This is a genomic window from Pseudomonas sp. P4_C8, assembly GCF_056401975.1.
This window is the reverse complement of sequence record NZ_JBFUIH010000016.1, coordinates 40813-63927: the sequence shown is the minus strand read 5'-3', so window position 1 is coordinate 63927 and position 23115 is coordinate 40813. Positions and strand designations below refer to the sequence as shown.

The following is a 23115-nucleotide window of genomic DNA, read 5'->3' as shown; positions in this document are numbered from 1 at the left end:
TAGGGTCATGAATCGCTTTGTATCTGTTCTGGCACTGAGTGGGGCTGTTGTGCTCGCGGGCTGCGTCCCAACGACGCCCAAGCCCAATGACCCTTATTACGCCCCGGTGTTGCCGCGCACACCGTTGCCGGCGGCCGCGAACAATGGCTCGATTTACCAGGCCGGTTTTGAGCAGAACCTGTACACCGACCGCAAGGCGTTCCGAGTGGGTGACATCATCACCATTACCCTGAACGAGAGGACCCAGGCCAGCAAAAACGCCAACTCGCAAATTGGCAAGAACAGCAAGGCCAACATTGCCCTGACCTCGTTGTTCGGCTCCACACCCAACACCAATAACCCGTTCGGCAGTGGTGACCTGACGCTGGACGCCAGCTATGAAGGCGACCGCGCGACCAAGGGTGACAGCAAGGCGGCGCAGGGCAACACGCTCGTGGGCTCGATCACCGTTACCGTTGCTGATGTATTGCCCAACGGCATCATCGCAGTACGTGGCGAGAAGTGGATGACCCTCAACACCGGCGATGAGCTGGTGCGGATTGCCGGGCTGGTGCGCTCCGATGACATCTCGACCGACAACACTGTTTCGTCGACCCGTGTCGCCGATGCGCGCATCACCTACTCGGGCACCGGTTCGTTTGCCGATGCGAGTCAGCCAGGCTGGTTCGACCGTTTCTTCCTCAGCCCGCTGTTCCCTTTCTAGGTGGCTACGTTGAATTTCAAACACCTGATGGTGGCCGCCTTGTTGCTGTCTGCGGCGTTCAACGCGCAGGCCGAGCGGCTGAAGGATATCGCCAGTATTTCTGGCGTGCGCTCCAACCAATTGATCGGCTATGGCCTGGTGGTCGGGCTTAACGGCACCGGTGACCAGACGACCCAGACGCCTTTCACCCTGCAGACCTTCAACAACATGCTCTCGCAGTTCGGCATCAAGGTGCCGCCGAACTCGGGTAACGTGCAGTTGAAGAACGTTGCAGCGGTCTCGATCAGTGCGGAACTGCCGGCGTTTGCCAAGCCGGGTCAGCAGGTCGACATCACCGTTTCCTCCATCGGGAACTCCAAGAGCCTGCGCGGCGGCACCTTGCTGCTGACGCCGCTCAAAGGTATCGACGGCAACGTCTACGCCATCGCTCAGGGCAACCTGGTGGTGGGCGGTTTTGATGCGGAAGGTCGTGATGGTTCGAAGATCACCGTCAACGTTCCGTCAGCGGGTCGTATCCCCGGTGGTGCGTCGGTCGAGCGTTCAGTGCCAAGCGGTTTCAACCAGGGCAATAGCCTGACGCTGAACCTCAACCGTTCGGACTTCACCACCGCCAAGCGCATCGTCGACAAGATCAACAACTTGCTGGGTCCTGGCGTTGCCCAGGCCATTGATGGTGGTTCGATTCGTGTCAGCGCCCCCCTTGATCCAAGCCAGCGCGTCGACTACCTGTCGATCCTGGAAAACCTTGAAGTCGATCCGGGTCAGGCGGTGGCGAAAGTCATCATCAACTCGCGCACCGGCACCATCGTGATCGGCCAGAACGTCAAGGTTTCGCCAGCCGCCGTGACTCACGGCAGCCTGACCGTGACCATCACCGAAGACCCGATTGTCAGCCAGCCTGGCGCTTTTTCCAACGGTCAGACGGCCGTTGTTCCGCGCTCGCAGGTTAACGCGGTGCAAGAAGCCAAGCCTATGTTCAAGTTCGGCCCGGGCACTACCCTCGACGAAATCGTCCGTGCGGTGAACCAGGTCGGCGCGGCGCCGGGTGACTTGATGGCAATCCTTGAAGCATTGAAACAGGCTGGCGCATTGCAAGCCGACCTGATCGTGATCTAAGGGCGGCTGTCATGGATATGCGCAAAAGTGGTCTGGTCAGCAGCAGCGACTCCGGTTCCTATTCGGACTTGAATCGCTTGAACCAGCTCAAGGTGGGCGACAAGAACAGTGACGGCAACATGCGTAAGGTTGCGCAGGAGTTCGAATCGCTGTTCCTTGGGGAAATGCTCAAGTCCATGCGTTCGGCCACTGAAGCGCTGGGCCAGGACAACCCGCTCAACACCCCGGCGGCCAAGCAATACCAGGAAATGTACGACCAGCAGTTGGCCATTTCCATGTCCCGCGAAGGCGGTGGTATTGGTCTGGCAGACGTGCTGATGCGCCAGATGTCGAAGAACAAACCGCTGGCGCCCGGTGAGGCGGCGGCCCTTTCTGCCGCCAAGCAGGAAGCGGCGAAAGCGGCGGTGTCGACGCCGATCGCGGCAGGCACTGTGGCCACCGACGGTCCGCTGTCGCGGCTCAATGGTCAGCGTCCGTTGTGGGCATCGCGTTCGGTGAAAGCGCCGACAGGCGAGGGCGCGCATCGCAATGACATGGAGCTGATCAATCAGCGCCGTCTGGCCTTGCCGCCGAAACTGGCGGATCGCTTGCTCGCCGGTTTGGTGCCTTCGGCCACGACCACAGCGACTGCCAGCAAACCCTTGTTGCCTGAGCGAGACGCCGCGACGCCGACGGTCGCAACCGGTGCCGGCCCGCTGTTCAACGGCGATTGGCTGGCCTCGCAAACAGACACCAAATCGAGCGGGCGCCTGCAGATTTACGGCCGTGCCATGGCGCAGATTCCCTTGGCACCGCCAAAGAAAGCTTTCAGTTCCGCCGACGAATTCGTCAACACCATGCTGCCGATGGCCAAGGAAGCGGCCGAGCGTATTGGCGTCGATCCGCGTTACCTGGTGGCCCAGGCCGCCCTGGAAACCGGTTGGGGTAAATCGGTCATGCGTGCCCAGGATGGCAGCAGCAGCCACAACCTGTTCGGCATCAAGACCGGTAGCAGTTGGAAGGGTGATTCGGCGCGGGCAATCACCAGCGAATTCCGTAACGGAGAGATGGTCAAGGAGACGGCCGAGTTCCGTTCCTATGACTCCTACAAAGACAGCTTCCATGACCTCGTGACTTTGTTGCAAAACAATAATCGCTATCAAGATGTCGTGAAGTCTGCCGACAACCCAGAACAGTTTGTACGCGAGTTGCAGAAGGCCGGGTATGCAACCGACCCGGATTACGCAAGCAAGATCTCGCAGATCGCCAAGCAGATGACGAGTTACCAAAACTACGCTGCAGCGAGCGCTTCCACCACGCCTTTATAGGCACAAGGCATAAGGTCTGAACCATGAGTTTGCTCAATATCGGGATGTCGGGTCTGGCCGCTAGCCACGCTTCGTTGGTGACTACCGGTAACAACATTTCCAACGTCGATACCGTCGGGTACTCGCGCCAACAAACTGTGCAGGGCAGCAAAGGCTCTATTCAGTATGGCAATGTGTTCATCGGCACCGGTACGACCTTGGCCGATGTGCGTCGGGTGTACAACAGCTACCTCGATTCGCAGTTGCAGACCACTACTTCGCTCAACGGTGACGCGCAGGCTTATCTGGGGCAAGCCACTCAATTGGACAAGTTGCTGTCTGACAGTGGCACCGGTATTACCAAAACGCTGCAATCGTTCTTCTCATCGTTGCAGACGCTGTCCGCCAACTCCAACGACAACGCTGCACGTCAGGCCCTGTTGACCAATGCCCAAGGCTTGAGCGGCCGCTTCAATACTTTGTCCCGGCAGTTGACTCAGCAGAGCACTTATATCAACGATCAGTTGGGCTCGATGGCCGAGCAGGTCAACAAGCTGGCCTCGACCGTCGCGGCCTACAACAAGAAAATCAATGAAGTCAGTGGTTCGGGTGGCACGCCCAACGAGTTGCTGGACCAGCGCACCGAAACCATTCGCCAACTCAACGAACTGATCGGCACGCAGGTCACCCAGACCGAAGGCCAACTGGATATTTACCTGGGCAGCGGCCAGCCGCTGGTCGTCGGCGATACCGTCAACAAGTTGCGTGTGGGCGTCGACCCGTCCGACCCGAGCCGTTCCTCGATCATCATGGATCGCAACGGTTCGTCGATCGACATCACCAACGTGATGAGCGGTGGCGAGATAGGCGGGTTGGTGCGTTATCGCAATGAAGTGCTGACGCCAGCGGTCAATGACCTGGGTCGCATCGCCATGGTCGTGGCCGATCAGGTCAACAAGCAACTGGGGCAGGGCCTGGATCAGAACGGCAACTTCGGCGCGGCGTTGTTCAACAACATCAACAGCGCGGCGGCCATCAGTCAGCGCAGCATTGCCAATGCGGACAACGATCCGGCTTCTGGCAACCTGAACGTCACCATCAAGGACACAAGCAAGCTGCAAGCCAGCGATTATCAGGTGAGCATCACTGCCACGGGCTACAACGTGCGTCGCCTGTCCGATAACACCAACATGGGCAACTTCGCCTTCGCCACACCGCCTGCCGCTGATCCGGTCATCGATGGCTTCAGCCTGAGCCTGAACGCGGGTTCGGTCACCGCCGGCGACAGTTTCAAGATTACCCCGTCGCGCAGTGCCGCCGCAGACATGACCACGGTCATGACCGACGCCAAAACCCTGGCCACGGCCGCTCCGCTGACGTCCACCAAGGCCTCGGGCAATGACGGCACCGGTGCTGTCAGCCAGGCGAAACTGAACACTGCCCTGGATATCTACGATCCGGCCCAGCGTCTCGAAGTACAGACTGCGGTCAAGGCATCGATGCCGGTTCGCATGCTCATGACCAGCGCCACTGCCTATGAAGTGTTCGACGCCAAAGGCACCAGCATCGGCACCGGCAACATCGTGCCTGGCCAGAACAACGACTTGAATATTGCGGTGCCTTACACCGATGCCGGTGGCAATGCCAAAACCTTCAGTGTGGGGATGACCGTCAGCGGCAGCCCTGCTTCAGGTGACAGTTTCAATATTTCCATGACTTCGGCCGACAGCACCGACAACCGCAACGCTCAGGCGTTGCTCGGTCTGCAAACCAAGGCGACGGTTGGCGCCACGGCCACCAACCCGGGTGTGAGTTTTACCGATGCGTATGGTGGTCTGGTGTCGAACGTCGGCTCCCAGGCCAAGCAGGCTCAAATGGATGGCACAGCCACTGACACCATCTTGACCGGTGCCCGAAACGCCCGTGACTCGATGTCGGGTGTCGACCTCGATGAAGAGGCCGGTAATCTGACCAAGTATCAACAGTACTACACGGCCTCTTCGCAGATCATCAAGGCTGCGCAGGAAACTTTCAGCACTCTGATCAATGCCCTTTAAGGAGCCGTAGAACATGCGAATTTCTACCGCACAGTATTACGCGACGACGGCTGCCAACTACTCTCGCAACCTCAATAACGTGATGAAGACGGCCGAGCAAGCCAGCAGCGGCATCAAGCTTGAAACGGCAGCGGATGATCCTGTCGGTGCGGCCCGGTTGCTGCAACTCGAACAGCAAAAAGCCATGTTGGGTCAGTACACAACTAACATCAACGCGTTGAACACGGCTCAAGTTCAAGAAGAAAGCGTGCTGGACAGCATCAACAACGTGCTGCAAAAAGTCAGCGAGTTGGCGGTGCGTGCCGGTGGTGGTTCGTTGAACGACGATGACCGTAAATCCATTGCTGCAGAACTCAAACAGTCCGAAGAACAATTGCTGAGTTTGATGAACAGCAAGGACGCCAACGGCAAGTACATCTTCTCCGGCGCCAGCAACAACACTCAACCGTTTGTGCGCAACAGCGACGGCACCTACAGCTATCAGGGTGACCAGACTCAGCTGGAGCTGAAAATTGGCGATTCGATGTCGCTGGGTTTGAATGATACCGGTTGGGATGTTTTCCAGCAGGCGATCAACGCTGCCCGCAGTTCGACCACCATGCTCACGCCGCCAGTGGATGACGGGCGCGTGAAGCTGTCGCCAGGTCTGGTGAGCTCTGGTCCGGCCTTTGATGCGAACTTCCGCAGCGGCGAGCCTTACAAGTTGCAGTTCACCAGCAGCACCCAGTACGTAATCACCGATGCCGCGGGCAATGACAGAACCGCAGAATCGACTCAGGGGGGCGTGTTCGACCCGAATGCCGAGGGCGGTTCCGACATCAACTTCCGTGGTGTGACGTTCAAGCTGGACATCACCCCACAGGCTGGCGATAACGCCACCAACATCGATGGCTTCATCGCCACTCACAGTTTCGAGTTGTCGGCCAAACCGGACAGCTTCGTCAGCAACCGTGCCCCGAGCAACGTCTCGACGGTTGTCATGAGCAACGCAACAGTGAGCAACACCGCTGATTACAACAGTTTCTTCCCTGAAGGCGGGGCGGTCATGAAGTTTACCGGCCCCGGGACCTTTGAACTCTATGCCCGCCCGTTGACCAGCAGCAGTACGCCGGTAACCTCCGGGACCGTGGTGGCAGGCGTGGCAACAGCGGCCGGAGTTGACTTCACCCTCACTGGCGGCACCCCGCCGGGTGTGCTCAATGCGGGTGATCAGTTCGATATCGCGGTCAACACACACCAGACCCAGAACGTCCTCGACACCATTAGCCAGTTGCGCTCGGCGCTCGACTCGCCAACCCAGGGTAACCCGACCGCCCAGCGCTTTCTGGAAGACACGATAGCGTCGTCCATTGCCAACCTGAACAACGGCAAGAATCAGGTCGACCTGGCTCGTGGCGCGATCGGTGCCCGGGGCAATATGATGGACATGCAGACTGATCAGAACACCAGCACCAGCCTGATCAACGAATCGACAAGCAACTCGATCAAGAACGCTGATCCGGCGGAAGTGCTGACCCGCCTGACCTTGCAGCAAACCATGCTGCAGGCCGCGCAGTTGGCATTCGCCAGGGTTTCCCAGTTGAGCCTGTTCAACAAGCTCTGAGTCGGTCTTGACCGCTCGCAGCCAGTCCCTGTCAAAGGGGGCTGGCTTTTTTTTCACTTTTTTTTGAGAAGAGGCGAGGCCGTTTGGGGTTGGATCCGGACCACAAAATCAAAGAAAGCAGCGATCTCTGAGTGACCCGTCAGTCAAAACGCRCATCTTCACTGTATCCTGTCTGCGGGCGGTGAAGGTGGCGGGTTGTTCAAGGTGTGTGCTTGAGCCCCGACGATGCCTCCTCTGGGGGCCAGCCCTGACTGTAGACGCCCTCGATTCAGCGAGCGGCGATGTTCAGCTGTTTATTATTGGGAAGCCATAATGATTGGCATAAAAAATATAGCGAGTTACGTGCCGGCAGCCGGGATTGATAATTACGCCCAGGGTGCAAAGTTCGACAAGGACGAAACCTTTATTCTAGGAAAAATCGGTTCTGCGTTTTTACCGCGCATGGGTGCCGATCAGGAAACGTCCGACCTGTGTGTCGAAGCAGCCAATGCGCTGTTCGCCGCCAGTCCCGAATTAAAACGTGAAGCCATCGACTGCTTGATCGTCGTCACCCAGAACGGCGATGAAGAAGGGTTGCCGCACACCGCTGCAATCGTTCAGGACAAGCTGGGCTTACCGACGCATGTCGCTGCATTCGATATTTCCCTGGGCTGCTCCGGCTACGTTTACGGCATCTATGTAATCAAAGGCTTCATGGAAGCGGCAGGGCTGAAAAATGGCCTGCTGATCACTGCCGATCCTTATTCGAAGATCGTCGATCCGGAAGATCGCAACACCACCATGCTGTTCGGCGATGCCGCTACCGCCACCTGGATGGGCGAAAATGCGGTCTGGCAACTTGGCAAGTCGAAGTTCGGCACTGACGGTTCCGGCGCGCCGCACCTGAAGGTCAGCGACGGGGTGTTCTTCATGAATGGTCGCCAGGTGTTCAACTTTGCTTTGTTGAAAGTCCCGGCGCATTTGCATGAGTTGCTGGAAGAATCCAATTTGCAGGCGGCTGATATCGATGCCTTCTGCATTCACCAAGGCAGTGCGGCCATCGTCGATGCCGTGGCACGCCGCTTCGAAGAAGGTGAGCCGGAGAAGTTCGTCAAGGACATGCTCGAAACCGGTAACACGGTGTCGTCGAGCATTCCGCTATTGCTGCAGAACCACGTTTTCGATTCCAAGTGGACGCGCGTGGCCATCAGTGGCTTCGGTGTCGGTTTGTCGTGGGGCTCGGCGATTCTCTATCGCGGCTGACCCGCTCAACCATCGACGTAAAAAAACGCCCGGCAACCTGAGTTGCCGGGCGTTTTGCGTTTTTCTGGCGCCGATTTTCTGGCTCCCAAGCCATGAAAATAAAGGGCTGGCACCCTGCCACTAAAAATTTTCAAAAAACTGCTCAAGCAAAGCCGCATCACGACGATAACTATTACGTAGGTTCTCTAGGCCACACCCGGCGGTTGCCAGGGCCGGAAGCCGCAGTATCCATCCAACGAGGATTTCGTCATGGCTTTAACCGTAAACACCAACCTTGCTTCCTTGACCGTTCAGAACAACCTGAACAAAGCTTCCGGTAACCTGCAGACCTCCATGCAGCGCCTGTCCTCCGGCCTGCGTATCAACAGCGCAAAAGATGACGCGGCTGGCCTGCAAATTTCCAACCGTCTGACCAGCCAAATCAACGGCCTGGGCACTGCCATCAAGAACGCCGGTGACGGTATCTCCATCGCGCAAACAGCTGAAGGCGCGATGCAAGAATCCACCAACATCCTGCAGAAAATGCGTACTCTGGCTCTGGCTTCCGCGAACGGCTCGCCAAGCGCTGAAGACCGTAAGTCGAACAACGCTGAATACTCGGCTCTGACTTCCGAACTGACCCGTATCGCTACCACCACTACTTTCGGTGGTCGTAACCTGTTGGACGGTTCTTTCGGTACTACTGCTTTCCAGGTTGGTGCTAACTCCAACCAGACCATCAACATGACTCTGGGCGATGTATCGGCTAACAACATCGGCTCACAGCAGATGAAGAGTGCTTCCATCAAGCCGGGCGCTGGTGTGACCACTGGTTCTGTCACTATTGTTGGTAGTGGTCAGACAGCAACTTTGACTATCGGCACTGCTGACTCTGCTAAGACTACCGCAGCTCAGTTTAACGGCGCTATCGGTGGTCTGAGTGCCACTGCCAGCACTGAAGCCCAGTTCACCTTTAACGCTGCTGTTGTCAACGCAGCTACTCCTGCTAACTTCACCATGAAGGTGGGTGGTGCTTCGGTAGCCTTTGTTGGCGTAACTAGTGCTGCCGATATGGCTGAACAGTTGAAGTCCAACGCAGCAAAACTGGGTATCAGTGTTAATAACGATGCCAAAACTGGCTTGTCGATTAAGTCCGACACTGGTGAGAACATCAGTTTCACTGCTGGTGACGCCGGCGCTCTTGGTATCTCGATTGCAACCAAAAACGGTGCTGGTACTCTCGGTGCCTCTACGGCCATTGCCGCAGGTGTAATTGCCACTGGTGCTATGAAGCTGAACTCCACCAACGGTTATTCTGTTAGTGGTACCGCAGCGACTGTGGCTGATTTGTTCGGTGCCACTACCGCCTCTGCCAAATTAGCTGTTTCCAACACTGACGTGACCACTGCGGCGAACGCGCAAGACGCAGTTGATGTGATCACCCAGGCAATCGCCAACATCGACTCCCAGCGTGCTGACCTCGGTGCTGTACAAAACCGTTTCGACAGCACTGTATCGAACCTGCGCAGCATCTCGGACAACTCCACTGCTGCTCGTGGCGTGATCCAGGACGTTGACTTCGCGGCCGAAACTGCTCAGTTGACCAAGCAGCAAACCCTGCAACAGGCGTCCACCGCGATCCTGTCCCAGGCTAACCAGCTGCCATCGGCTGTGCTGAAACTGCTGGGTTAATTCCAGTAGTTGGTGAATGACGGAAGGGCGCGTTTACGTGCCCTTTTGTCTTTTAAGCGATGAGGAGATTTAACATGGACATGAGCGTCAAGTTGAACCTGTCTTATCCCGCGGTTGCCCAGCAGAGCGCAACGCCGTCTGTTACCGGCAAACAGGATCAGCCCAAGGCTGAAGCCGTCGAATCGTCGGGCTCCGAGCCCAAGCGCGACGAGCTGGAAAAGGCCGTGACTGATATTCAGGAGTTCGTCCAGGCTGCCCAGCGCAATCTGGATTTTTCCATTGATGATTCCACCGGCCGGGTCGTGGTCAAGGTCATCGCCACCGAAACGGGACTCGTGATTCGTCAGATCCCGTCGGAAGCTGCACTTAAACTGGCACAAAGCCTGTCGGACGCCAGTAGTTTGTTGTTTAACGACAAAGTCTGAACTGGCATGAATTTTGTTGTTGTTACCGTTTAAGACGTTCCCGGTCAAGAAAACGGCAGCCACTGGATAAGGAGAGAGAGGATGGCGGGTACATCGGTTAGCGGTATTGGTTCGAACATCGATACCCAAGCGATTGTGAAGTCTTTGGTGGACTCCGAAAGAGCGCCAAAACAGACGCAAATCAACAATCAGACGCTGAAAGCAACCACCTCGCTATCGTCCATTGGCAAAATCCAGGCGGCGCTGGATGCCTTCCGTGGTGCGTTGGATAACATGAAGACCGCCTCCAGCTTCAGCGGGTTGAGCGGTTCGTCCTCCGATGAAAAAGTCGCCACCGTAACCACGGGTACAGGTGCGGCACCGGGCAATTTCTCGCTGTTGGTTACCCAGTTGGCAACGGCTTCGAAAATTTCCACCAAGGTCTTCACCGGCGGCGCTTCTTCGGTGGTAAACGCCGGTTCGGTGCCGTCCACGCTGAGCATCAAGCAGGGCAGCAACACCTTTGATGTCAGCATTCCAGCTGGCGCGACGTTGCAGCAGGTTCGCGACTCAATCAACTCCCAGTACGCGAACCAGGGCTTGAGCGCTAACATCCTGACCGACGCCAATGGCTCTCGCATGGTGCTGACGTCCAGTACCACGGGTGTCGGTTCGGACCTGACCTTGTCGGGCAACTCCGGTCTGGAATCCGGCACTTCGGTCCTCGCTTCGCCACAGAATGCCAAGTACACACTTGATGGCGTGGTAATGGAGTCCAAAACCAATACCATTGCCGACGCAGTGAGCGGGATTACCGTCAAGCTGACGGGTGTTTCTCCGGTTCCGTCCGGCGGTGGTGCGGCAACGCCCTCCACAATCACCGTGTCAGCCGACACTACGACGCTGAAGTCGTCGGTCAAGGGTTTTGTCGACACCTACAACGCGCTGATCAAGGCTATCAGTACCGAGACCCAGGTCACTACCAATGCCGATGGTTCTTTGACGTCGGGCGCGCTCACGGGTGATGCCTCTTTGCGTTCGTTGGTATCCTCGGTACGTACCGAGTTGAACGCCATGGGTGGCACCGGTCAGATGAAGTCCCTCGCACAGTTCGGAGTCGAGACCGACCAGAAGACAGGATTACTGTCGATCGACGACAAAGTATTTGGTGCGGCGGCGCTCACCAATGCCGCCGATATCAACGGGATCTTTACAGGCGATACCGGTTTGCTTGCGCGCATGAAGTCCGCGACCGACAGCTTCGCGCAGAAAAATACCGGGGTTTTTGCAGCGCGTTCGGCGAGCTTGAGCGACAGCCTGAACGACCTGAAGAAGCAGCAGGAAACCCTCGATACACGCATGACCAGCCTGCAAGCGAGCCTGAGCGCCAAGTACTCGGCGATGGACTCCCTGGTGGCTCAGCTGCGCGCTCAAAGCGACAGCATCATGACCACATTGAATGCGCTGAACAATCCCAAGTCCGACTGATCCGGATCAGGCATAAAAAAACCCAGGCCGTCTGAAATGACAGTGCCTGGGTTTTTTTCTTTGGTGGCGGGTCTGCGTTAAAGTTATGGGTCGATCAGTCGACATAAAGATCAGAGCAATCCCTTTCAAGTTGTTGTCCGTCACGAGGTAGAAACATGAACCCCATGAGAGCCCTTCGCCAATATCAGAAGGTCAATTCCCATGCTCAGATCTCTGAAGCCAACCCCCACCGCCTGGTGCAGTTGCTGATGGAGGGTGGACTGGACCGCATGGCTCAGGCCAAGGGCGCCATGGAGCGTGGCGACATCGCACTCAAGGGGTTGATGATGGGCAAGGCCGTGGACATCATCATCGGCCTGCGCGATGGCTTGAACCCGGAAAAGACCGAAGATCCGGCTTCGCTGCAGCAGCTCGACAATTTGTACGCCTACATGATGACGCGCTTGATGGAAGCCAATCGCAATAGCGATGCGGCGATCATCGACGAAGTATCAGGTTTGCTTGAAACCCTGAAAAGCGGTTGGGATGCAATTGCCAATCAATAGGCCTGCGGGTCTAAGGATGACGTCATGAGTCAAGCACTGCGGCGAATAGAGGAAACCCGTGAAGCCCTTGTCGACGCCCTGGCGGCGCGCAATTGGGATGCTATCGGCGAACTCGATACGGCCTGTCGAGAATGCGTTGACGAGGTGCTGAGCGAGGCGCCTATCGACGAAGAAGCATTGCGCAGCAATCTGGAAAGGTTGTTAGCGGTATACAAAGATTTATTGACGGCGACGATGGGCGAGCGTCAGGCGATAGTCGATGAAATGTCTCAGATCAATCATGCGAAGAGCGCGGCAAAGGTTTACCATCTGTTCGGTTAATTAATCCTCAGTTAATCCAATGATAGTGCGCCATAAATTTGACTGTGCACGGTTTTTTGACTTAACTAGTGGCTGGTTCCAGATTTCAGTCGTCTTCAGGCATATCAGGCCTGCAAGCGTTTAGCTTGCCCCAGCATTTTGGGCATTGAGTTGACTAGGGAAGTTGCTATTGCATGTGGCGTGAAACCAAAATTCTGCTGATTGATGACGATAGCGTCCGCCGCCGCGATTTAGCGGTGATTTTAAATTTTCTTGGTGAGGAAAATTTACCCTGTGGTAGCCATGACTGGCAGCAGGCTGTCGGCTCTTTGTCTTCAAGTCGTGACGTGATCTGTGTCCTCATCGGGACGGTCAATGCTCCTGGCGCACTTGCGGGCTTGCTAAAGACACTCGCAACCTGGGATGAGTTCCTTCCGGTTTTGTTAATGGGCGATAATTCTTCCGTTGACTTGCCAGAGGACCAGCGACGTCGAGTGCTGTCGACCCTGGAAATGCCACCCAGCTACAGCAAATTGCTCGACTCCCTGCACCGTGCCCAGGTCTATCGCGAAATGTACGACCAGGCCCGCGAGCGCGGTCGTCACCGTGAGCCTAATCTGTTTCGCAGCCTTGTCGGCACCAGCCGGGCGATTCAACACGTCCGTCAGATGATGCAGCAAGTGGCCGACACCGACGCCAGCGTACTGATCCTTGGCGAGTCCGGCACCGGCAAGGAAGTGGTTGCGCGCAACTTGCACTATCACTCCAGGCGTCGTGACGCGCCGTTCGTTCCGGTCAACTGCGGGGCGATCCCGGCCGAGTTGCTGGAAAGCGAATTGTTCGGCCACGAGAAGGGTGCCTTCACCGGGGCGATCACCAGCCGTGCCGGGCGTTTCGAACTGGCCAACGGCGGCACCCTGTTTCTTGATGAAATCGGCGACATGCCGCTGCCGATGCAGGTCAAGTTGCTGCGTGTTCTGCAGGAACGCACCTTCGAGCGCGTGGGCAGTAACAAGACCCAAAGTGTCGACGTGCGCATCATTGCCGCGACCCACAAGAATCTCGAAAGCATGATCGAGATCGGCACGTTCCGCGAAGACTTGTATTACCGCCTGAACGTGTTCCCGATCGAGATGGCGCCCCTGCGTGAGCGTGTCGAAGACATCCCGTTGCTGATGAACGAGTTGATCTCGCGCATGGAGCACGAGAAGCGCGGGTCGATCCGTTTCAATTCCGCCGCGATCATGTCGTTGTGTCGTCACGGTTGGCCGGGCAACGTTCGCGAACTCGCCAACCTCGTGGAGCGCATGGCGATCATGCACCCGTACGGGGTGATTGGTGTGGTCGAGTTGCCGAAGAAATTCCGCTACGTCGATGACGAAGACGAACAGTTGGTCGACAGCCTGCGCAGTGATCTTGAAGAGCGGGTGGCCATCAATGGTCATTCCCCGGACTTCACCACCACTGCCATGCTGCCCCCGGAAGGCCTGGACCTGAAGGACTACCTCGGTGGTCTGGAGCAGGGCCTGATTCAGCAAGCGCTGGATGATGCCAATGGCATTGTGGCGCGCGCAGCTGAACGCCTGCGTATTCGTCGCACCACGCTGGTGGAGAAGATGCGCAAGTACGGCATGAGCCGTCGCGACGGTGATGAACAGGCAGATGATTGACGCCTGTTTTTCAAGTCCTTCATATTTGGGCGGTTTTTTTTAGGCACGGGTATTGCTAAGTCCCTCGCAACGTTCCGTTTAACTGACGGTCAGCCAAGCGAGAGAGCACAATGCCCCAAGCCGCCCAGTTGTCTCCTGTCCCTGACGCTTCGGGACAGTCGTCCGTAGAGCAGGCAAGCCGGCTTGGCCTTGAGCAGGCGTTTGCGCTGTTCAGTCAGATGTCGAGTCAATTGACCGACTCCTACAGCCTGCTTGAAGCCCGTGTCACCGAGCTGAAGGGCGAGTTGGCGGTGGTCAGTGCGCAGCGCATGCAGGAGCTGGCGGAAAAAGAACGCCTGGCTAATCGTCTGCAAAATCTCCTCGACCTGTTGCCCGGCGGCGTCATCGTTATCGATGCCCAAGGCATTGTGCGCGAAGCCAACCCGGCGGCGTACGAATTGCTCGGTCTGCCACTCGAAGGTGAGCTCTGGCGGCAGGTCATCGCCCGTTGTTTCGCGCCTCGCAAAGACGACGGTCATGAGATCTCTCTCAAGGACGGTCGGCGTCTGTCGATTGCCACTCGCTCGCTGGACGCTGAGCCGGGTCAGTTGGTGCTGCTGAACGACCTGACTGAAACCCGTCACCTGCAAGATCAACTGGCCCGTCACGAACGCTTGTCTTCCCTCGGCCGAATGGTCGCCTCGCTGGCTCATCAAATTCGTACGCCGTTGTCAGCTGCTTTGCTTTATGCCAGTCACTTGGCTGAGCAAGAGCTGCCAGTCGCTACGCAGCAGCGTTTTGCCGGTCGCCTGAAAGAGCGTTTGCATGAACTGGAACATCAGGTTCGCGACATGCTGGTGTTCGCGCGCGGTGAGCTACCGCTGACCGATCGCATCACGCCGAAACAGTTGATGCAATCGCTGCAAGCGGCAGCACTGACGCATGTTCAAGACCTGTCAGTCCGTTGGCAGTGCGACAGTCACGCTGGCGAGTTGCTGTGTAATCGCGACACGCTGATCGGGGCGATCCTCAATCTGGTCGAGAATGCGATTCAGGCGAGTGCCGGCGATGCCCGCTTGAAAGTTCACTTTTATACCCGTGAAAACACCCTGCGCGTGTGCGTCAGTGACAGCGGCAGTGGCATCGACAGCCACGTTCTGGCACGTCTGGGCGAGCCGTTTTTCACCACCAAAACCACTGGAACCGGGTTGGGTCTGACCGTGGTCAAGGCGGTGGCGCGTGCGCATCAGGGAGAATTGCAGCTGCGTTCGCGGCCGGGTCGGGGCACGTGTGCTCAAGTGATTCTGCCGCTTTTTTCGGGTGAAAAGCCCATTGCCCGGGGAGTGGAATGAAAGGCATGGCAATCAAGGTTTTACTGGTCGAGGATGACCGCGCGCTACGCGAAGCATTGGCCGATACGCTGATGCTGGCGGGGCACGATTTCAAGGCGGTCGGTTCGGCAGAAGATGCGTTGGCGGCGGTGGCAGTCGAGGCGTTCAATCTGGTGATCAGTGACGTCAATATGCCGGGCATGGACGGGCACCAGCTGCTCGGTTTGCTGCGGGCGCGTCATCCGCAATTGCCGGTGCTGCTGATGACGGCCCATGGTGCCGTCGAACGGGCAGTCGATGCGATGCGCCAGGGGGCGGCGGATTATCTGGTCAAACCGTTCGAGCCCAAGGCATTGCTTGATTTGGTGGCGCGTCATGCATTGGGCAATCTCGGTGCGGTCGACGGCGAAGGGCCGATCGCGTTCGAACCGGCCAGCGCGCAATTGCTGGAGTTGGCCACCAGAGTGGCACGCAGTGATTCCACGGTACTCATCTCGGGCGAGTCCGGCACCGGCAAAGAAGTGTTGGCGCGCTACATTCATCAGCATTCCCATCGCGCCAGTCAGCCATTTATTGCGATCAACTGCGCAGCGATCCCCGACAACATGCTTGAAGCCACGTTGTTCGGTCACGAAAAGGGTTCGTTCACGGGTGCCATTTCAGCGCAGGCCGGCAAGTTCGAACAAGCTGACGGCGGCACGATTCTGCTCGACGAAATTTCCGAAATGCCCCTCGGCCTTCAGGCCAAGTTGCTGCGCGTTTTGCAGGAGCGTGAAGTCGAGCGGGTGGGCGCACGCAAAACGATCACGCTGGACATTCGGGTCGTGGCCACCACCAACCGCGATCTGGCCGGCGAAGTGGCGGCGGGGCGTTTTCGTGAAGACCTTTACTATCGGCTGTCGGTGTTTCCGCTGGCCTGGCGTCCGCTGCGCGAGCGCACTGCGGACATCCTGCCGCTGGCCGAGCGACTGTTGGCCAAACACGTCAATAAAATGAAGCATGCAGCTGCGCGACTGTCGCCCGAAGCGCAGGCGTGCCTGATCGGTTATCCGTGGCCTGGCAATGTGCGTGAGCTGGACAATGCGATCCAGCGGGCCTTGATTCTGCAGCAGGGCGGTTTGATCCAGCCGCAGGATTTCTGTTTGTCCGGGCCGGTTGCGTGTGCGCCGTTGCCAACATGGGTAGTCGCACCGGTACGCGCCGTAGAAGTTGACGCTGAATCGGCCGGCGCACTGGGCGATGATCTGCGGCGCCGCGAATTCCAGATGATCATCGATACCCTGCGTTCTGAGCGCGGCCGTCGCAAGGAAGCTGCCGAGCGACTGGGCATCAGTCCGCGTACGTTGCGCTACAAGCTGGCGCAGATGCGTGATGCCGGAATGGATGTGGAAGCCTGTTTGTTCGCCACCTGAAGGTTTGGCGAACAACCATTCACGCTGCAACACAAACTTCTGTAGGAGCTGGCTTGCCAGCGAATCAATGGTGGCCGTGACGCCGACTTCGCTGGCAAGCCAGCTCCTACAGAAGTTTGTGTGAAGTCTGGAGAGGGCTTTTGTTTGGCGTGGTCGCGTAGCTGGCACCCTTGTTGCTAACACCTCACTACCCGCCGAGTGAGTGTCAAAAAATTGCGGGTCGTCAACGAGAGTGGATCATGAGCCAAGGTATTGAATTTAATCGGTTGATGCTGGATATGCGTTCCATGCAAATGGATGCCATGTCTGCGCCTAAATCGACTGCCGCAGTCCCTGAACTGGGTGGCAGCAGCTTTTCCGACATGCTCGGTCAAGCCGTCAATAAAGTGAACGACACTCAGCAGGCGTCCACTCAGTTGGCCAGTGCTTTCGAGATCGGCAAGAGCGGCGTCGACCTGACGGACGTCATGATTTCCTCGCAGAAGGCTAGCGTGTCTTTCCAGGCGTTGACGCAAGTGCGTAACAAGCTGGTTCAGGCTTACCAAGACATCATGCAGATGCCGGTTTAAGGACAAATTGAGTCATGGCAGAAGCAGTCGCCGATAACGTTCCGGCCAAGGTCACTCCAATAGACGGCAAACCGCCGCTGTTTGGGTTGTCCTTCCTGGAAAACCTCTCCGAGATGACCATGTTGCGTCAGGTGGGCCTGTTGGTCGGCCTGGCTGCGAGCGTGGCGATTGGTTTTGCCGTGGTGCTGTGGTCTCAGCAACCGGACTACCGGCCTCTGTATGGCAGCCTTGCCGGTATGGACGCCAAGCAGGTCATGGATACCCTGGCCTCCGCCGATATTCCTTACACCGTTGAACCGAACTCTGGCGCTTTGCTGGTCAAGGCCGATGATTTGTCCCGTGCGCGACTGAAGCTCGCGGCGGCTGGTGTCACTCCCAGCGATGGCAACATCGGCTTTGAAATCCTCGACAAGGACCAAGGCCTCGGGACCAGCCAGTTCATGGAAGCGACCCGTTATCGTCGTGGCCTCGAAGGCGAACTGGCGCGCACCATTTCCAGCCTGAACAACGTCAAGGGCGCCCGCGTGCACCTGGCGATTCCGAAAAGTTCGGTGTTCGTGCGTGACGAACGCAAGCCGAGCGCTTCGGTTCTGGTTGAACTGTATTCCGGTCGCTCGCTGGAGCCCGGTCAAGTGGTCGCGATCATCAACCTAGTCGCGACCAGTGTTCCTGAACTGAGCAAGTCGCAGATCACCGTCGTCGACCAGAAGGGCAACCTGCTGTCGGATCAGGCGGAAAACTCCGAACTGAGCATGGCCGGCAAGCAATTCGATTACAGCCGCCGCATGGAAAGCATGCTGACCCAGCGCGTGCACAACATCCTGCAACCGGTGCTGGGCAACGATCGTTATAAGGCTGAAGTGTCAGCCGACGTCGATTTCAGTGCCGTCGAGTCAACCTCCGAGCAGTTCAACCCTGATCAACCGGCGTTGCGCAGCGAGCAGTCGGTCAACGAACAACGCACCGCCAGCAATGGCCCGCAAGGTGTGCCGGGTGCCTTGAGCAACCAGCCGCCGTCGCCAGCCTCTGCACCGCAATCCACCGGTGGCACTGCTGCTTCGGCCGGCATGGTGCAGCCAGGTCAGCCGTTGATCGATGCCAACGGTCAACAAATCATGGACCCTGCCACCGGTCAGCCCATGCTGGCGCCGTACCCGGCAGACAAGCGTCAACAATCCACCAAGAACTTCGAACTCGACCGCTCCATCAGCCACACCAAGCAACAGCAGGGCCGACTGAATCGCCTGTCGGTGTCGGTGGTGGTGGACGATCAGGTCAAGGTTAACGCCGCCAACGGCGAAACTACCCGGGCACCGTGGACTGCCGATGAATTGGCGCGCTTCACCCGTCTGGTGCAGGACGCGGTCGGTTTCGATGCCAGCCGTGGCGATAGCGTCAGCGTGATCAACATGCCGTTCTCCGCAGAACGCGGTGAAGTGATTGCCGATATTCCGTTCTACTCGCAGCCGTGGTTCTGGGACATCGTCAAGCAATTGCTGGGTGTCTTGTTCATCCTGGTGTTGGTGTTCGGCGTGCTGCGTCCGGTACTCAACAACATCACCGGTGGCGGCAAAGATAAGCAACTGGTCGGCAGCGACGTCGAGTTGGGTGGCATGGGCGGCCTGGACGGCGAACTGGCCAACGACCGCGTCAGCCTCGGCGGCCCGCAAAGCATCCTGCTGCCAAGCCCGAGCGAAGGCTATGACGCACAGTTGAATGCAATCAAGAGTCTGGTGGCAGAAGATCCGGGTCGTGTGGCCCAGGTCGTGAAAGAGTGGATTAACGCAGATGAGTGATAACCGAGCCGTTGCCGCCAAACTGTCCAAGGTCGACAAAGCCGCGATTCTGCTGCTGTCCCTCGGTTCGACCGATGCTGCCCAGGTATTGCGTCACATGGGTCCTAAAGAGGTCCAGCGCGTGGGTGTGGCGATGGCCCAGATGGGCAACGTGCACCGCGAGCAAGTCGAGCAGGTCATGAGCGAGTTCGTCGACATCGTCGGCGACCAGACCAGCCTGGGCGTCGGCTCCGACGACTACGTGCGCAAAATGCTTACCCAGGCCTTGGGCGAAGACAAGGCCAACGGCCTGATCGATCGCATCCTCTTGGGTGGCAACACCAGTGGCCTCGACAGCCTGAAGTGGATGGAGCCGCGCGCCGTCGCCGACGTGATCCGTTACGAGCATCCACAGATCCAGGCGATCGTGGTGGCGTATCTCGACCCGGATCAGGCCGGCGAAGTACTCGGAAACTTCGACCACAAGGTCCGACTGGACATCATTCTACGAGTCTCCTCGCTGAACACCGTGCAGCCGGCGGCCCTGAAAGAACTCAACCAGATTCTCGAGAAGCAGTTCTCCGGCAACTCGAATGCCTCGCGCACCAACCTGGGTGGCATCAAGCGCGCGGCCGACATCATGAACTTCCTCGACAGCTCGATCGAAGGTCAGCTGATGGACTCGATCCGCGAAGTTGACGAAGACCTGTCCGGTCAGATCGAAGACCTCATGTTTGTGTTCAACAACCTGTCCGATGTCGACGACCGCGGGATTCAGGCGTTGCTGCGCGAAGTGTCCTCCGACGTGCTGGTGCTGGCCCTCAAGGGGTCGGACGAAGGCGTCAAGGAAAAGATCTTCAAGAACATGTCCAAACGGGCGGCCGAACTGTTGCGCGACGACCTCGAGGCCAAAGGCCCGGTGCGTGTCAGCGATGTGGAAACCGCGCAGAAAGAAATCCTCACCATTGCCCGCCGTATGGCCGAAGCCGGAGAAATCGTTCTCGGCGGGAAGGGCGGCGAAGAGATGATTTAAGGTCACTATGTCGTCCAAACATGATGAGTCCCAGACCGACCTGATTCGTGGCAAGCACGTTGCCGCTTTCGACGTCTGGGCGCTGCCCAGTTTCGACCCTTTCGTGCCAGAGCCCGAGCCTGAACCTGAGCCCGAGCCGCCAGAGATGGAAGAAGTGCCGCTGGACGAAGTCCAGCCACTGACCCTCGAAGAACTCGAAGCGATTCGCCAGGACGCCTACAACGAAGGCTTCGCCGTGGGCGAGAAAGAAGGTTTTCACAGCACCACGCTCAAGGTTCGTCAGGAAGCCGAAACGGCACTGGCGCCGAAAATCGCGGGGCTGGAGCAACTGATGGTCAACCTGTTCGAGCCTATCGCCGAGCAGGACACCCAGATTGAAAAGTCGCTGGTCGACCTCGTGCAGCACATCACCAAACAAGTGATTCAGCGCGAACTGGCCATCGATTCGACGCAGATTGAACACGTCATGCGTGAAGCGCTCAAGCTCTTGCCTTTAGGCGCGGGCAATGTGCGCTTGTACATCAATCCGCAGGACTTCGCACAAGTCAAAGCGTTGCGCGAACGCCATGAAGAAACCTGGCGCATCGTCGAAGACGAGTCGTTGTTGCCCGGCGGTTGCCGAGTTGAGACGGAACACAGCCGAATTGACGCCACCGTCGAAACCCGCGTTGCCCAAGTCATGGCCAAGCTGCTCGATCAGCTACACGATCAGGCGTTGCACCCGTCTGCGCCGGATTTGAGCCTGGAATTGCCGGTCGACGAAACGCCTGCTGTCGAGCCGCAACTGGACGACCCCGATGCGCCTTGATCGCACCAGCTTCGCCAAGCGCCTGGGCGGTTACGCCGAGGCCACGGAGCTTGCCGGCGCGCCGGTTCTGGAAGGCCGCTTGCTGCGCATGGTCGGCCTGACCCTCGAAGCTGAAGGCTTGCGCGCTGCCATGGGTAGCCGCTGCATAGTCATCAACGACGACAGCTATCACCCGGTGCAGGTCGAAGCCGAGGTCATGGGTTTCTCCGGCAGCAAAGTCTTCCTGATGCCTGTAGGCAGCGTTGCCGGCATTGCCCCCGGTGCCCGGGTGGTCCCGCTGGCCGATACCGGCCGCTTGCCAATGGGCATGAGCATGCTGGGTCGGGTGCTCGATGGCGCCGGTCGTGCGCTGGACGGCAAAGGCGGGATGAAAGCCGAAGACTGGGTGTCGATGGACGGTCCCACCATCAACCCGCTCAAGCGTGAACCGATCAGCGAACCGCTGGATGTGGGTATTCGCACCATCAACGGTTTGTTGACGGTCGGTCGCGGCCAGCGGCTCGGGCTGTTCGCCGGTACCGGTGTCGGTAAATCGGTGCTGTTGGGCATGATGACTCGCTTCACCGAGGCCGACATTATCGTGGTCGGGCTGATCGGTGAACGGGGTCGCGAAGTCAAGGAATTCATCGAGCACAGCCTCGGTGAAGAAGGGCTCAAGCGTTCCGTGGTTGTGGCGTCGCCGGCCGACGATGCGCCGCTGATGCGTCTGCGCGCGGCGATGTACTGCACGCGCATCGCCGAGTATTTCCGCGACAAGGGCAAGAACGTCCTGTTGCTCATGGATTCCCTGACCCGTTTCGCCCAGGCCCAGCGGGAAATTGCCCTGGCCATTGGCGAACCGCCGGCCACCAAGGGGTATCCGCCGTCGGTATTCGCCAAGTTGCCAAAACTGGTGGAGCGCGCCGGTAACGCCGAGAAGGGCGGTGGTTCGATCACGGCGTTCTATACCGTGTTGTCCGAAGGCGATGATCAGCAGGACCCGATTGCCGATGCCGCGCGTGGCGTGCTCGACGGGCACATCGTGTTGTCGCGCCGACTGGCTGAAGAGGGTCATTACCCGGCCATCGATATCGAAGCGTCCATCAGCCGGGTCATGCCGTCGGTCGTCAGCCCGGAACACATGACTCGCGCGCAGATGTTCAAGCAGTACTGGTCTCGCTATCAGCAGAGTCGTGATTTGATCAGTGTCGGTGCTTATGTGCCGGGCGGTGATCGTGAAACCGACACGGCGATTTCGCTCCAGCCGGCCATGGTCACTTACCTGCGTCAGGGTTTGAACGACAACATCGGCATGGGCGCCAGCGTAAACCATCTCGCTTCCATCTTCGCTCCGGCAGCGGGCGGCTAACCGAGCATGGCCGTGAGTCGAGCCGCGCGCCTGGCGCCGGTGGTGGACATGGCCGAAAAGGCCGAGAAAACCGCCGTCCTGCGCCTCGGGCATTTTCAGGGCCAGGTGCGCGTGGCAGAAAGCAAGCTCGCCGACCTTGAAGCCTTCCGCCTCGAATACCAGGAACAATGGATCGTGCGCGGCAGCAGTGGCGTTTCCGGCCAGTGGCTGCTTGGGTATCAGGGCTTTCTGGCGCAACTGGGCACCGCCATCGATCAGCAGCGCCAAAGCCTGAACTGGCACCAGAACAACCTGAGCAAGGCGCGCGACACCTGGCAGCAGGCATTCGCGCGTGTCGAAGGCTTGCGAAAACTTGTACAGCGTTACAGAGATGAGGCGCAGCAGTTGGAAGACAAGCGCGAGCAGAAATTGCTGGATGAGTTGTCGCAGCGCTTGCCCAGGCATGATCCGTATTGAACAATCGGAAGCGGTTAAATGACAGTCCATAAAGAAGTCTCCCAGGATGGGAAAAAGCTGACGATTTCGATCAAGGGACGATTCGATTTCACCAAGCATCGGGAGTTTCGTGAGTCTTACGAAGATAAGGCGCTCTCGGCGGTCGTCGTCGACTTGAAAGAAGCGACCTACCTCGATAGCTCGGCGCTGGGCATGTTGCTCCTGCTGCGGGATCACGCCGGTGGCGACGATTCCGATATTCGCGTGGTCAACTGCAGTTCGGACGTGAGGAAGATCCTCGCCATCTCCAATTTCGACAAACTGTTCGGCATCAGTTGAC

21 protein-coding genes are annotated in these 23115 nt (G+C 58.1%); all 21 read left to right on the top strand.

Translation table 11 applies throughout. The features are described from left to right. Window positions 1–7: 7 nt before the first annotated feature. The 21 genes from flgH to AC1DWM_RS12310 all read left to right on the top strand — a co-directional run bounded on the left by flgH (window position 8) and on the right by AC1DWM_RS12310 (window position 23114). Window positions 8–703 carry a flagellar basal body L-ring protein FlgH gene (flgH, locus tag AC1DWM_RS12410; protein ID WP_223517031.1) on the top strand — a complete coding sequence of 232 codons (696 nt, stop codon included), beginning with the start codon at window positions 8–10 and terminating at the stop codon, window positions 701–703. Window positions 704–730: 27 nt separating this feature from the next. Further along, window positions 731–1819, top strand: coding sequence for a flagellar basal body P-ring protein FlgI (locus AC1DWM_RS12405; protein ID WP_223517153.1), 1089 nt, complete (start codon window positions 731–733; stop codon window positions 1817–1819). Between the two features lie 11 nt (window positions 1820–1830). Next, complete coding sequence (gene flgJ, locus AC1DWM_RS12400; RefSeq protein WP_477795291.1) at window positions 1831–3126, top strand: flagellar assembly peptidoglycan hydrolase FlgJ; 1296 nt, start codon at window positions 1831–1833, stop codon at window positions 3124–3126. Between the two features lie 23 nt (window positions 3127–3149). Then, a complete protein-coding gene (flgK, locus tag AC1DWM_RS12395; protein WP_477795290.1) occupies window positions 3150–5162 on the top strand; it encodes a flagellar hook-associated protein FlgK in 2013 nt (670 codons plus the stop codon). Window positions 5163–5175: 13 nt separating this feature from the next. Then, on the top strand, window positions 5176–6765 hold the full coding sequence (locus AC1DWM_RS12390; protein ID WP_477795289.1) for a flagellar hook-associated protein 3: 1590 nt from the start codon (window positions 5176–5178) through the stop codon (window positions 6763–6765). Window positions 6766–7077: 312 nt separating this feature from the next. Then, window positions 7078–8007, top strand: coding sequence for a ketoacyl-ACP synthase III (locus AC1DWM_RS12385; RefSeq protein WP_477795288.1), 930 nt, complete (start codon window positions 7078–7080; stop codon window positions 8005–8007). 249 nt (window positions 8008–8256) lie between these two features. After that, window positions 8257–9678 carry a flagellin N-terminal helical domain-containing protein gene (locus tag AC1DWM_RS12380; protein WP_477795287.1) on the top strand — a complete coding sequence of 474 codons (1422 nt, stop codon included), beginning with the start codon at window positions 8257–8259 and terminating at the stop codon, window positions 9676–9678. A 74-nt stretch (window positions 9679–9752) separates the two neighbouring features. Continuing rightward, entirely contained in the window at window positions 9753–10103 is a 351-nt protein-coding gene (locus AC1DWM_RS12375; RefSeq protein WP_477795286.1) for a flagellar protein FlaG, read from the top strand. 81 nt (window positions 10104–10184) lie between these two features. Next, on the top strand, window positions 10185–11570 hold the full coding sequence (gene fliD, locus AC1DWM_RS12370) for a flagellar filament capping protein FliD (protein ID WP_477795285.1): 1386 nt from the start codon (window positions 10185–10187) through the stop codon (window positions 11568–11570). Between the two features lie 155 nt (window positions 11571–11725). After that, window positions 11726–12115: a flagellar export chaperone FliS gene (gene fliS / locus AC1DWM_RS12365; protein ID WP_477795284.1), complete on the top strand. Its 390-nt coding sequence runs from the start codon at window positions 11726–11728 to the stop codon at window positions 12113–12115. Window positions 12116–12139: 24 nt separating this feature from the next. After that, on the top strand, window positions 12140–12436 hold the full coding sequence (fliT, locus tag AC1DWM_RS12360) for a flagellar protein FliT (RefSeq protein ID WP_477795283.1): 297 nt from the start codon (window positions 12140–12142) through the stop codon (window positions 12434–12436). A 173-nt stretch (window positions 12437–12609) separates the two neighbouring features. Then, the gene (locus AC1DWM_RS12355; RefSeq protein WP_223517048.1) at window positions 12610–14085 is read left to right on the top strand and encodes a sigma-54 dependent transcriptional regulator; all 1476 of its coding nucleotides are present in this window, start codon (window positions 12610–12612) and stop codon (window positions 14083–14085) included. Between the two features lie 110 nt (window positions 14086–14195). Beyond that, complete coding sequence (locus AC1DWM_RS12350) at window positions 14196–15416, top strand: sensor histidine kinase (RefSeq protein ID WP_223517049.1); 1221 nt, start codon at window positions 14196–14198, stop codon at window positions 15414–15416. Window positions 15417–15421: 5 nt separating this feature from the next. Beyond that, window positions 15422–16807 (top strand): sigma-54-dependent transcriptional regulator, encoded by a 1386-nt coding sequence (locus AC1DWM_RS12345; protein WP_477795282.1) that lies wholly within the window; start codon window positions 15422–15424, stop codon window positions 16805–16807. A 239-nt stretch (window positions 16808–17046) separates the two neighbouring features. Beyond that, window positions 17047–17376, top strand: coding sequence for a flagellar hook-basal body complex protein FliE (gene fliE / locus AC1DWM_RS12340; protein WP_007948901.1), 330 nt, complete (start codon window positions 17047–17049; stop codon window positions 17374–17376). 14 nt (window positions 17377–17390) lie between these two features. Then, a complete protein-coding gene (gene fliF / locus AC1DWM_RS12335) occupies window positions 17391–19172 on the top strand; it encodes a flagellar basal-body MS-ring/collar protein FliF (protein WP_223517053.1) in 1782 nt (593 codons plus the stop codon). Further along, on the top strand, window positions 19165–20184 hold the full coding sequence (gene fliG, locus AC1DWM_RS12330; RefSeq protein ID WP_223517055.1) for a flagellar motor switch protein FliG: 1020 nt from the start codon (window positions 19165–19167) through the stop codon (window positions 20182–20184). The genes fliF and fliG overlap by 8 nt, the downstream gene beginning before the upstream one ends. A gap of 7 nt (window positions 20185–20191) precedes the next feature. Continuing rightward, complete coding sequence (fliH, locus tag AC1DWM_RS12325; RefSeq protein WP_477795281.1) at window positions 20192–20992, top strand: flagellar assembly protein FliH; 801 nt, start codon at window positions 20192–20194, stop codon at window positions 20990–20992. Then, entirely contained in the window at window positions 20982–22340 is a 1359-nt protein-coding gene (fliI, locus tag AC1DWM_RS12320; protein ID WP_223517059.1) for a flagellar protein export ATPase FliI, read from the top strand. Before fliH ends, fliI begins: the two co-directional genes overlap by 11 nt. A gap of 6 nt (window positions 22341–22346) precedes the next feature. Next, window positions 22347–22796, top strand: coding sequence for a flagellar export protein FliJ (fliJ, locus tag AC1DWM_RS12315; RefSeq protein ID WP_223517061.1), 450 nt, complete (start codon window positions 22347–22349; stop codon window positions 22794–22796). A gap of 18 nt (window positions 22797–22814) precedes the next feature. Further along, entirely contained in the window at window positions 22815–23114 is a 300-nt protein-coding gene (locus AC1DWM_RS12310) for an STAS domain-containing protein (protein ID WP_223517063.1), read from the top strand. Window position 23115: the final 1 nt, after the last annotated feature.